At 35.9% G+C, this 13,348-nt stretch carries 8 protein-coding genes; all 8 read left to right on the forward strand.

What is annotated here, in order from left to right; all coding sequences use genetic code 11:
* Nucleotides 1-750 precede the first annotated feature (750 nt).
* Nucleotides 751-1,347, forward strand: coding sequence for an adenylyl-sulfate kinase (gene cysC, locus N4A31_06410; GenBank protein ID MCT4635850.1), 597 nt, complete (start codon nt 751-753; stop codon nt 1,345-1,347).
* Between the two features lie 126 nt (nt 1,348-1,473).
* On the forward strand, nt 1,474-2,355 hold the full coding sequence (locus N4A31_06415; protein ID MCT4635851.1) for a sulfate adenylyltransferase subunit 2: 882 nt from the start codon (nt 1,474-1,476) through the stop codon (nt 2,353-2,355).
* Between the two features lie 8 nt (nt 2,356-2,363).
* A complete protein-coding gene (locus N4A31_06420; protein MCT4635852.1) occupies nt 2,364-4,127 on the forward strand; it encodes a GTP-binding protein in 1,764 nt (587 codons plus the stop codon).
* A 24-nt stretch (nt 4,128-4,151) separates the two neighbouring features.
* Nucleotides 4,152-5,252: a TIGR03032 family protein gene (locus tag N4A31_06425; GenBank protein ID MCT4635853.1), complete on the forward strand. Its 1,101-nt coding sequence runs from the start codon at nt 4,152-4,154 to the stop codon at nt 5,250-5,252.
* A gap of 9 nt (nt 5,253-5,261) precedes the next feature.
* Nucleotides 5,262-5,393, forward strand: a complete 132-nt coding sequence (locus tag N4A31_06430) for a hypothetical protein (protein MCT4635854.1) — start codon at nt 5,262-5,264, stop codon at nt 5,391-5,393.
* 203 nt (nt 5,394-5,596) lie between these two features.
* Nucleotides 5,597-12,397 carry a DUF4347 domain-containing protein gene (locus N4A31_06435; GenBank protein ID MCT4635855.1) on the forward strand — a complete coding sequence of 2,267 codons (6,801 nt, stop codon included), beginning with the start codon at nt 5,597-5,599 and terminating at the stop codon, nt 12,395-12,397.
* A 73-nt stretch (nt 12,398-12,470) separates the two neighbouring features.
* The gene (locus N4A31_06440; protein ID MCT4635856.1) at nt 12,471-12,689 is read left to right on the forward strand and encodes a hypothetical protein; all 219 of its coding nucleotides are present in this window, start codon (nt 12,471-12,473) and stop codon (nt 12,687-12,689) included.
* A 468-nt stretch (nt 12,690-13,157) separates the two neighbouring features.
* Nucleotides 13,158-13,348 (forward strand): hypothetical protein (locus tag N4A31_06445; protein MCT4635857.1); only part of this gene is annotated, 191 nt, incomplete at its 3' end.

Raw genomic sequence — 13,348 nt, forward strand, 5'->3', positions numbered from 1 at the left:
AATATACATAGCTCCTATGATAGATTTGGCATTTACTTTGATTTCTCCTGATTCTAAATAGACCTTCCCCTTAAGCTTAGATACGAAATTGACAAACTCGTCTATTTCTTCTATTTTTGAAAAAGTTGCTTGCATCAATTTAAACAAACCTCCTATGTTTTTTAAAAATATATCATATTTATACATAGGGGTACAAGCAATATAAATATAGAAGGATAAAAATTTACTTAGGTTTAATTCTAAAGGCAGTTCATATGTCTATTAATTTAATTCTTAAGTTTTGCAGCAAAACACCAAAGAAACACCCCGCAACACACTGAAAATAGTGGATTTGCTAGGTTTGTATATTTTCGTTTTTTTGTAGTGTAAAATTACCGTTTTTTAGTTTCTGAAAGATTTTTTTGTTGAAGTGTTCTTATCTTAGTTGAAAAATCAATGTTTGTAACTTTCCCTAATCAATACTAATAGTAATTGGAGCATTATTCTATTTTAAAGGTGGCATGGGTCATGCCATTGAGTAGAACTAAAGAGGGGTTTTGGGCAAAACAAGGTTGAAAGATGCCGTTTTGCCCCTTTTTAATGGGGGAAAACAACCACGAAACCATTCTGATTTATGGAAAATTACGACAAAATATAATAAAATAATCCAAAAATTTAAGGGGAATATGATATAATTGAGTAAAAAATACGTTTTAATGCAACGTTAGCGTATGTGAACTAGTATTTACAATATAAATTTAGGAGTATAGCATGAAAGATAATAGTAAGATGCAGAGAGGTATAGTCGGTTTTAATGATCGATGTGATAGGTTAAAGCAACAAGGCATGGTTGTATGGTTTACTGGATTATCAGGTTCTGGTAAGTCGACTATTACAGCTGAATTAGAAAATTATCTATTTCAACAAGGCTACTTAGTGTATAGATTAGATGGTGATAATATAAGGCATGGGTTGAATAACGATTTAGGGTTTTCTAAGGATGACCGCACTGAAAATGTTAGACGAATTGCTGAGGTGGCTTCGTTGTTTCGAGATGCTGGATTTATTACTTTAGTATCTGTCATTACGCCTTTGGAAAATATGAGGACAATGGCAAAAAATATAATCGGGAAAGAGTACTATAAGGAGATATATGTTGACGCTCAACTTGAAACCTGCATAAAAAGAGATCCTAAGGGGTTATATAAGAAAGCTCTTGATGGTGAAATATTACAGTTCACAGGAATAAGCGATGCGTTTGAAATACCTCAGTGCAGTGATAAAGTGTTGAATACGATAATATGTTCGATAGATCAATGTGTAGATGATATAAAGGCGTATTTAAAGGAAATAGGATGTATAGAATAAGAAATATTTTCTGTTCTCTAAAATATGATGTTATTTTGTGCACTGTCCAATGTCAGTATAAATTGTTGAAGTATACTGTTATAACGTATATTTAATACTTATTACTAAAATATAGGAGGGGAAAGAATGGATCACTTGGATAGATTAGAAAGTCAAGCTGTTCACATTCTAAGAGAAGCATACAGTGAATTTAAAAATTTGTGTATGCTATGGTCTATAGGTAAGGATAGTACTGTTTTGTTATGGCTTTCTAGAAAAGCATTTTTTGGACATGTACCTTTTCCTCTAGTTCATATTGATACAACATATAAAATTCCAGAGATGATTAAATATAGAGATGGATTAGCCAAGGAATATCAGCTGGATATGATTGTTGGCATGAATAAAGATGCTATTGATAAAAAGAATACTTTTCCTGATGCAAAGGTAAACCGTATTGATTGTTGTAAAATGCTTAAAACAGAAGCATTAAGGAATACTCTCAGTGGTCAGTGGGACCGTTTCCGATTGAACCATCAGACAGGTGATTATGAGATAGATGATCAAAAAGAGGCTTTCAATGGTGTTATCGTTGGACTCCGTTCAGACGAAGAGGGAAGCCGTTCTAAAGAGAGATATTTTTCTCCTAGAGATAAAAATAATGATTGGGATATTGGAAATCAGCCTCCTGAGTTCTGGAATCAGTTTAAAACTATTTTTGCTCCAAATACCCATGTGAGAATACATCCTTTGCTGGATTGGACAGAGTTGAATATATGGGAATACATAAAAAGAGAAAATATACCCACAGTGTCACTTTACTATGATAATGGCGAGGGCACACGATATCGCTCTTTAGGTTGCCAACCATGCACCCATCCCATTGAATCGAATTCTAAAAATGTAGATGATATCATTGAAGAACTTAGAAAAGGCCAATTAGCAGGTATTGGAGAACGATCAGGTCGTGCTCAGGATAAAGAAGGTGGCGGTGGTTTAGAGGAATTAAGGAGAGGAGGCTATATGTAGTGGATGCCATGAATATTGTCATTATTGGGCATGTCGATCATGGGAAAAGTACATTGATTGGCCGATTGCTTGCAGATACTCACAGCCTACCAAAAGGAAAGATAGAACAAGTTAGAGCTACATGCCAGAAGAACGCAAAACCTTTTGAATATGCTTTTTTACTTGATGCACTAAAAGATGAGCAAGCGCAGGGTATAACCATAGATACTGCACGTTGCTTTTTCAACTCGGATAAGAGGCGATATTTAATACTTGACGCCCCAGGGCATATAGAGTTTTTAAAGAGTATGGTGACGGGTGCTTCAAGGGCTGAAGCAGCCTTTCTTGTAATTGATGCAAAGGAAGGGATAAAAGAAAATTCCAAAAGACATGGATATTTGTTATCACTATTAGGCGTAAAACAAATGGTTGTATTGGTAAATAAAATGGACCTTGTTCACTACAATCAAGAACACTTTCTTCATATTGTTAAAGAGTATCGTTTATTCTTAGAGGAAATAGGTATTCCCCTAATCACGTTTATTCCTGTGAGCGGATTTAATGGGGATAATGTCGTAGAACAAAGTAAAGACAATATGCCTTGGTATAGAGGAAAAACTATGTTGCAACAGTTGGATATTTTAGAACCTGAAAAGTCACCTGTAAATAAACCTTTGCGTATGCCTGTACAAGGTGTTTATAAATTTACAAAGTCGGGAGACGATAGAAGGATTATAGCAGGGACTATTGAAACGGGTACACTTACAGTAGGGGATGAAATAGTTTTCTATCCATCTGGAAAGAAAACAAGGGTTCGTTCTATAGAAGCCTTTAATATGCCATCTCCTAAAATGCTATCAGCAGGGTTTGCTTGTGGCTTTACAATGACTGATCAAATATACATAACAAGAGGGGAAATAGCCACGAAAAGCATAGAATTAAAACCTAAAGTTTCTACTCGAATCAGGGCTAATATATTTTGGTTGGGAAAACATTCACTCATTAGAAATAAAGCCTATCAATTGAAAATCGGTACAACAAAAGTAAGCATAGAAGTGGAAGCGATAAATAAGGTTTTAGATACTGGTGTCTTTCAATACAGTAAAAAAAATAAAGTAGAAAAGAATGAAGTAGCTCAATGTGTATTAAAGCTTAGTAAAGGGATTGCTTTTGACTTAATAGATGATATTGCAGCTACTAGCCGTTTTGTCATTGTTGATGATTATGACATAGCCGGTGGGGGTATTATCATGGAGGCCCTTGAAGATAGTCAACAATGGGTTCGGGAAAAAGTATTGAAACGTAATGATAAATGGGAAAAAAGTACAATCAGCAGAGAAAGAAGGATGATGCAATATAGCCAAAAACCAAGCCTTATTGTTATAACAGGACAAAAAGAAGAAAAGAAGAAAGAGCTAGCTAAGGCTTTAGAAGAAAGACTTTTTGAATCAGGCTATATTGTATATTATATGGGAATTGGGACAGTTCTTTATGGTGTGGATGCGGATATAAAAATTGAGAGTAGTCAAGAGAATAAAGAAGAACAGCTAAGGCGTTTTGCTGAGGTTGTCAACTTAATGATGGATGCTGGTATGGTGGTGATTACTAGTGCTATAGATATAAAACAAGAAGAATTGGCTATGTTTAAAACGATTATTCAGTCAGAAGATATTCATGTGATATGGCTAGGTGATACGACTTCCACGGATATTGACATAGATGTCCATTTATCAAAAGAGAGTAAAGAAGTCATGATAAATAAAATAAGAACTTCATTAAAATACAATAATTGATGAATATGAAGGAGGGAATAACCTTTGGAAGATAAAGCTGTAAGACCTTTTCAATGTATCTATAGTGGTAAGACATTGCAACTATTAAAAGAACTTGATATATCTTTAATACTATCAACCTACCAGGCGGGGAAGGTTATTATACTATCCAGCGATGGTAAAAACATGTATCAGCTAATACGAGAATTTGCAAGGCCCATGGGAATTGCTCTAAAGGATGATCTTTTAGCCTTAGCAGGAGCATTGAATGTTACTGTATTTAAAACAGATAAAAAGTTAGCACAAACCTATCCGAATAAGCCCAAGACCTATGATGCTTTTTACTTTCCTACAACGTTATTTCGAACGGATTACGTGGATATCCATGATATAGCTTTTACAGATGTGGGGCTAGTAGGTGTGAATACGGCTTTTAGCTGTTTATGCCGATTGGATGGTAGGTATTCCTTTGAGCCCATATGGAAGCCTCCTTTTATAAAGCGGTATTTGCCCTACGATCTATGCCATCTAAATGGCATGGCAGTAGATAGAGATAAAAAGATTAGGTATGTGACGGCTTTTGGACAAACAGCTTCCAAAGAAGGCTGGCGAAAGAACAAGATGACCAGTGGTATTCTTATCAATACCCAAACCAATGAAATTGTTTTAGAGGGATTACCTATGCCCCATTCACCAAGAATCTATAAGGGAGAAGTCTACCTCCTACTATCTGCAACAGAAGAGCTAGTTAAAGTAGACATTGAGAAAAAGACTTACCAAGTGATTGCTAAAATTGATGGATTTATAAGAGGCTTAAGCTTTAAGGATGATATAGCCTTTATTGGAGTCAGTAAACTTAGAAATACCCATACCTTTTCAGATTTAGAGATAGCTGATAAAGAGATCAAAGCAGGAGTGGTAATAGTGAATATTAAGACGGGTGAGATTGTTGGAGAAATAAAATATGATAACAACGTTGAAGAACTCTATGATGTCCATATTCTTGAAGGTGTCAAAAGAGCGAATATCATCAACTATCAACAATCCTTAAATCATAGAGCTATGATCACACCTTTTGGCTGTAGCTGGGTGGAATATCAAGAAAAGGATGAAAATCAGGATGAGAAGGAAGCTTTAATGAAGTAGATAAAATTATTGTTTCTTACGCAAGTGGAATCTGAATTATTAGCTCTACTTGCTGTATTATCCCACGAATCAGTTGCAATATCACCTATTTTAAATGTACCACCTGTTCCTATTGCACCAGGTGATGTAAAAGTAGATTAATTAATATAAGGTGAGTAGTATTATGGTTAACTTATGCCTTAGAGTAAAAATATTTTACAGCTAGAAGGAGTGATTATAAAAATAACACTTGAGTAATTAGGTTAGGGAATTATTACTTGTCAGGCATATTGTAAACGCCTAGCTCATTTTTATTAGATAACAGGGCGTTGAAACTAATAATGATTATAGAGGAGAGAAAATAGATGAAAAAAAATAGAAATATGACATCGTATCAACGGTCGCTATTTAACGAGTATGAAATTGATGAACAATACTTGCAGACAAGAAAGCAAAGGAGAGCATGCTTAGAATTGCTGGAAAGGGTGGACAGCAATAAAAGCTTAAATGAAAAGAAACTTATAGGAAAAGTAGCTCACGCCTTTAAGGATACATCACTACACAAAAAAATAGCTTCATGCGTAACCGTAGCATCACTGCTTTTAGCCTTGCAGTCAGCACCGGTTATGGCTCAAGTAGCATCAACATTCATACCATCTATTGAAAGTGAGAGAATGTTAACAGATGCAGCGCAAAAATCATATGTTATAGTCGATGAGGATAGCTCGACAGCAAGTCCGATTGAACAGAAACAAGTGGAACTAAAGCATAGTATGATTAGTTTGCAAACAACAAAACAGACATCTAATGCGCTACCACCTATAGAGGATAATAGTGTACTAATTGATGGGGATTCTGATGTAGCTTTCTACAAGGAAAAAGAGTTAAAGGAACTAACGGTTATTGATACTTCAATAGAAGACTATGAAGTCTTAAAAGATGCAGTAAAAGAAGGTGAAACCCTTCTTATAGAAGAAGGAGACAAACCTTTAGATAAAATACTCAATAAGCTAGAACAAATGGGTCAAGTAGGAAATATAACTATTATTTCTCATGGAGAAAGCGGGGAGATACGGTTTAAAAATAGCGTTATATCCAGTGATGATTTAAATGATAACAGGGAGAAGTGGGAGAAATTAGGAGGTTACCTTTCTCAAGAAGGAGATATTCAGCTTTTAGGTTGTAATATTGCTAAAGGGGATGAAGGTAAAGCTTTTGTAGAAAAGCTAGCAGATATCACCAAGGCAGATATAGCGGCATCTATAAACCCTACTGGAAGTAAGGAAAAAGGCGGCGACTTTGAGCTTGAATTTACGACGGGAAAAGAAAAAATTAATCCTATTGTATTGAATGATGTGAGGGATAAGTTTAATCGATTGTTATATGTAAGTGCATATAAAACCCATACTTTTGATAAAGGTGGAGGACCCAACATTAGTGGCAATATGGAAAATCATGTTGATTATTACGGTCTAGAATTCCGTATTGTGGACAGTACAGATTCGACCTCAGTATCATATGGGGCAGGTACATTTTGCATATATGAAAATAATGTCTTTAAAAATAATAAAACAAAACTAACGATTAATGAACAAAATGATCGAACGTTTGCTCTTACGGCTTGTGATATCATTATATTTGGAGGTTATGCTAGTAAATTTCAAATAAAAGGATATAAAGATGGTACATATTTAGATGGTGCTTCTTTTACGACAAATGAATTAGGAAATACAAATTTATCCCAGTGCTGTACTTTCTCGGAATTTATGTCTATCGACATGGTGAAAATTATGCAGATTGAAGGTGATGTAAGCTGGCTAGAAATCGATAACCTAAAAATAGAGCATGCTTCCGAGGGGGATATCGTTGATGGTGAATTGGATGAAAGTAATATAATCAGTATACCCACAACGGCTCTTAATTCTGCAAATGCGGTAGAGGTATTTGATTTTAAAATAAGAGATTTGGGAGCAAAAGATGGAAAGGCAGTGAATGTTACTGCATTAAATGTTCACACTAGCGGTAGTGACTTAGACAAGCTAGGTTTTATTCTCGATGGACCAGATGTTAGTAAAGAAGGAACTTATAACTCCTCAACTGGATTGATTGAATTTACTGACTTAAATATATCTGTTTCAAATGAAGAACCTCAAGGGAATACTGATTCGGAGACTTATGTTGTTAAAGCCTACTTTAGAGATGCATCTGATATAATAGAAAATACATCCATTACTCTAAGCATTAATAATGAAGATGCAGTTCTAGATAACAGCAGTACAGCTATGAGCAAGAATATAGGGTCTGGTGTTAGCAATAACGGAAATGCAAAAATGGACGTTGTTGCAACAAAGCTTATCTTCACGACTCAGCCAGCAGGAAGTACTAGTGGAAATACTCTTACAACTCAACCCGTCGTTAAAGCAGTTGATGAGAACGATAATGTGGATAAAGACTTTACAGAAACTGTAACTTTAACTGAAAATGGAGCAGGCACTATAGGAGGAACAACCAGTGTAAGTGCCAGTGATGGTGTTGCGACTTTCACAGATATTGTTTACAATGCTAAAGCTAATGGTGAGAGTTTCTCTTTGATTGCCAATGATGAAGATACAAGTGGCTCGGATCTAACAGAAGCAACTTCTAATAGTATAAGTAGCACTGTACCATATGATGGACCAACCGTATCAGGTGTACCAACTGATTTAACGGTAACAGAAGATGAAGTATCAAATCTAGATTTTTCAGGTATGACGTTTACATCAGGAAGAAAACTAACGGTAACGATAACTGCAAGTGAAGGCTCCATGACAGTAAATAATGGTTCTGCTATAGGTGCCGGTGTAACTGAAACACTTGTATCGTCTAAAATAGTTACTTTATCAGGAGTAGCAGAAGATATTAATACTTTCTTAGGCACATCTTCTAACATCAAATATACAAGTGCAAGTAACGTCTCTGGAGAAGACCAAGCTACCATAACAATAAGTGTAACGGATGAAGATGGTAAAAATTTAGAAACTAATCCAAGTATCAATATTGATGTAACAGGAGTAGCTCCCATAGTAACAGCCAATTGCATTTCTATCAGTGGGGCAACAGGAACAGCTGGCACCTTTAAGATAGGTGATACTGTAACAGCTTTGTGGGATAATACAGCAAGTGGTGACAATAATACAGATATTATAAGTAGTGCAACCATAGACTTTAGTGATTTTGGAGGAGGAAAAGCAGTAGCAGCAACCAATAACTCCGGTACATGGACAGCAACATATACAATAACCAAAGGAACAAGTAATGCAACAAATCTAAATGTAGCTGTAACAGCAACTGACGATGCTGGAAACAGTACCACAACAGCAGATACAAGTAATGCAACCATGGACAACCAAGCGCCAATAGTGACGGATGCCAACATATCAATAAGTGGCGGATCAGGAACAAATGGAGAATTTAAAATAGGGGACACCATAACAGCGACATGGAACAATAGGTCTAGTGGTGATAACAATTTAGATATAAGTGGAGTGACTGTAGATTTTAGTGCATTTGGAGGAGGAAAAGCAGTAGTAGCAAGCAATAACTCAGAGACATGGACCGCAACTTATGGGATTACAAATGCATCAACAGAAGGAGCAAATTTAAATGTAGCAGTAACAGCAACGGATGATACTGGAAACATCACGACGACAGCAGATACAAGCAATGCAACCATAGACAACCAAGCGCCAATAGTAACCGATGGGAATATATCAATAAGTGGTGGATCCGGCACAAGTGGAGAATTTAAAATAGGTGACACCGTAACCGCTACATGGAATAATACAGCAGGTGGTGACAATAATTCAGATATAGATGAAGTCACAGTAGATTTCAGTGCATTCGGAGGAGGAAGAGCAGTAACAGCTAGCAATAATTCGGGTACATGGACTGCGAGCTATACGATTGCAAGTAGTGGGGTTGGAGGAACCAACAAAAACATAGCTATAACAGCTACTGATTACGCAGGAAACAGTACGACAACAGCAGATACAAGTAATGCAACCATAGATACCCAAGCGCCAGTCGTAACGGATGCTAACATATCAATAAGCGGTGGGTCAGGAACAAGTGGAGAATTTAAAATAGGAGATATCGTAACAGTAACATGGAATAATACGTCAAGTGGTGATAATAATTCAGATATAAATAATGTCACCATAGACTTTAGTGATTTTGGAGGAGGAAAAGCAGTAGCAGCAACCAATAACTCCGGTACATGGACAGCAACATATACAATAGCCAAAGGAACAAGTAATGCAACAAATCTAAATGTAGCTGTAACAGCAACTGACGATGCCGGAAACAGTACCACAACAGCAGATACAAGTAATGCAACCATGGACAACCAAGCGCCAATAGTGACGGATCCCAATATATCAATAAGTGGTGGATCAGGAACAAATGGAGAATTTAAAATAGGGGACACCGTAACCGCTACATGGAACAATAGGTCTAGTGGTGATAACAATTTAGATATAAATGAAGTCACAGTAGATTTTAGTGCATTTGGAGGAGGAAAAGCAGTAGTAGCAACCAATAACTCAGAGACATGGACAGCAACCTATACCATTGTAAGAGGCGTGGTTGGAGGAACAAATAAAGATATCTCTGTAACAGTTACAGATAATGTAGAGAACAGTACTACAACAGCGGATACAACGAATGCTACTATTGATGCGCCTTTAGCCGATAGCGATGGAACGGTTAAAGTAGGACCCCTTGATGAAAGTCAAATGATCAGTATACCGACAACGGCTGATTTATTAAATCCTGTTAACATATTTGATTTTCAAATACAAGATGGTGGAACAAGTGATGGCTTGCCATTGTCAATTACTTCATTAAACCTTCATGTTAGTAGTATTGATATGAATAAATTGAAATTTATTCTTGATGGACCCGATGTAACAAATGTAGAAGGTAGCTATAATTCTGGAAGTGGAGAAATTGAATTTACTGGATTAAATATTTCTGTTGCTGATGGGGCAAGTGAAACCTATGTTATAAAAGCGTATTATATGGATAGCACAAATATAGTAGATAATACAGTAATCACTCTTAGTATTAATAATTCCGACATAATGGTAGGTAGTGGAACTATTATGGCTAGTGATTTAGCAAGTAATATTAGTAATCATAACAATGCAAAAATGGACGTTGTAGCATCAAAACTCATTTTTACTACTCAACCAGATGACAGCATAAGTGGACAAGTCTTATCAACTCAACCCGTTATTAAAGCAGTAGATGAGTTTGGTAATGTAGATAAAGGGTTTAGTGAAATGGTAACTTTAGCAGAGAATACAGAAGGATCATTAAGCGGAACAACAAGCTTAACTGCTAGTGAAGGTATTGCTAATTTTACAGATATAAAATATATAGCAACAGCAGACAAACAAACGTTTAACTTAATTGCCAATGATGATGATAGTGCAGGGACAAATCTTAATGTAGTAACATCAAGTGACGTGGAAAGTGACGTTGTAGCAACAAAACTGATTTTCTCAATTCAACCAAGTCCAACGACCATAAAGGTTAATACAGATGTTGACTTTACAACAGACCCTGTTGTAAGTGCAGTAGACAATAATGGCGTAATAGATATTGATTATAGTGGTAATATGGCCAATATAGAAGAAGATGGTACAGGAAATGCATCCTTCAATAATAATAGAGCATACATTATGAACGGAGTAGGTGAGTTTACAGGCTTTACCATGAACCACGATACAGAAGAAACAGTACATCTAATTGCAAAAACAAGCAACAGATTAACAGATGCGACAAGTGCAGCAATTCAAGTGGTGAGCAATACATCGAGTGGGGGTTCTCATGGCTCAGGTGGATCAAGGACGAAGAGAAAACCCAAAACAGAAGGTGTTAAAATTATCGTCAATGGTAAAGTAGAAACAGCAGCTACTGGAGAAACAAAGACGGTTGATAATAAAGTTGTTACGACTGTAGAAGTAGATAATAAGAAAGTAGAGAAAAAGCTGCAAGAGGAAGAACAGCCAAGCGTTATCATCCCAGTAAACACGAAGGCTGATATTGTAGAAGGCACCTTGGATGTTCAGCTGGTAAAAGATATGGCCGATAAAGAGGCAGAGCTTGAAGTGAGAACAGAAGATGTACATTATGTCTTGAAGACTAGTAAGCTGAATATTGAAGAAATATCAGAGAAAATAGGCAAAGACGTTGATCTAGATGATATTAAGATGAACATTAAGATAACGAAAGCACCCAAAGAAGTGATTGAAGAAATGGAGAAAAAGGCAAAAGATAATGACCAAGCAATCATGGTACCACCTGTTGAATTTGAAATCACGTGTAAGCATAATAATAGTTCCATGAGCGTATCTAAATTCGATGGTTATATTGGAAGACTAATAAAGATACCAGAAGGCGTAGACCATAACAAGATTACAACAGGAATCGTCTACAACAAGGATGGAAGTTTCTCACACGTACCGACGGTTGTTGAGGCGATTGATGGTATATACTATGCACGTATTAACAGTTTGACAAACAGTACTTACTCTATTATATGGAATGAGAAGTCTTTCGAAGATATACTGAATCACTGGTCAAAAGAAGATGTTGAGGATATGAGTTCTAGACTTGTCATCAAAGGTGTATCAGAAGAAGCATTTGAGCCAGATCGCAGCATCACAAGGGCAGAGTTTGCTACTATATTAGTACGAAGCTTAGGATTGATGCGAGGTGATGAAGGAAAAAATATTTTTAATGATGTAAATAAAGGAGACTGGTACTATGAGGCAGTAGCAAAAGCCAATGAGTATGGTCTAATAAAAGGCTATGAAGATAACAATTTTAGACCTGATGCCATGATTTCAAGAGAAGAAGCCATGGTAATGTTGATGAGAGCAATGAAAATTGTTGAATTAGACACAGATATGACAAATGAAGAAATACGTCTAGAACTCGAAAAATTCTCAGATTATGAGCATGTAAAAGCTTGGGCAGAAAAGGCAACTGCAATTTGTGTTGACAAGCATATTGTAAAAGGTGATAACAATGCATTAAAACCAACAGATAATATTACAAGAGCAGAAACAGCAGCAGTTATCCGGAGAATGTTGCAAAAGGCAGAACTAATCAATAAATAAAGTAAGCGTTATAATCTTTCATGTGGTTTCTTGTACAAAGTAGCAAATTGAAGATTATGAAGCAGGTCACCTAATGGATGCAGTTAATGGACCGTGGGGAACTAGCGCGTTAGTAGATAATTTTTATAGTATTTCAATGTATGAGACTGTATACCTATATTGCTACAGCGGTGAAACTGTAGCTGGATTAAGAGTATTAGGTTATGATGCTGTATCAGTAAAATCTGGAATGGGAGCACCTGTAACAGATACAAGGGGCTGGGCAGATGAAGCGTTTGATGTCGTACAATAATTTGTAGGATTAAGAACCCTTCTGAAACAAGGGGGGAAGAATACTTCGGATATAACCTACAATAAAGGGCAGGCCAAATGGCCTGCCCTTTTAAAAAGTATTTTGCCTTAAAAATATAATATCCCTTACAATGAAATATATACAAATTATACCATAAACTACTTCAAACTGCTGCGAAACTTCGGAACCTACCATATATATTATGCAATCCAGCCAAGCAAGAATTATGCAATTTCCTTAAATATGAAAAAAAGTATTGAAAAAAAATAATATATATGTTAATATTAAGAAAATTTAAAAAACAAGAAGGCAAAGATGTCTACAATTAAGAGGATACTAATTCTTTTAATCTGTCGATGTCTTTTTTTTTATTTTTTTGTATGTATTGTTTATCAATGATAGAAATTATGTACAGCTGGCATGATTTTAAATAAAAAAAGCTATAAAAAAATAAGGAGGAGATTTATCATGGATCATTCTATTGCAATTGATACGATATGGGTTCTAATAGCTACTGCCTTTGTATTTTTTATGCAGGCGGGATTTGCTATGGTGGAAACAGGATTTACAAGGGCAAAAAACGCCGGTAATATTATAATGAAAAATTTAATGGATTTTTCTATAGGGTCTTTCATCTTTTGGATTCTAGGATTTAGCAT

The organism is Rickettsiales bacterium (assembly GCA_025210695.1).
Classification (GTDB): domain Bacteria; phylum Pseudomonadota; class Alphaproteobacteria; order Rickettsiales; family CANDYO01; genus CANDYO01.

What these genes read in the sequence shown, in the direction of transcription:
- cysC (MCT4635850.1), top strand. Translation starts at nt 751, where the DNA reads ATGAAAGATAATAGTAAGATGCAGAGAGGTATAGTCGGTTTTAATGAT.
- N4A31_06440 (MCT4635856.1), top strand. Translation starts at nt 12,471, where the DNA reads ATGGATGCAGTTAATGGACCGTGGGGAACTAGCGCGTTAGTAGATAAT.
- N4A31_06420 (MCT4635852.1), top strand. Translation starts at nt 2,364, where the DNA reads ATGAATATTGTCATTATTGGGCATGTCGATCATGGGAAAAGTACATTG.
- N4A31_06435 (MCT4635855.1), top strand. Translation starts at nt 5,597, where the DNA reads ATGAAAAAAAATAGAAATATGACATCGTATCAACGGTCGCTATTTAAC.
- N4A31_06415 (MCT4635851.1), top strand. Translation starts at nt 1,474, where the DNA reads ATGGATCACTTGGATAGATTAGAAAGTCAAGCTGTTCACATTCTAAGA.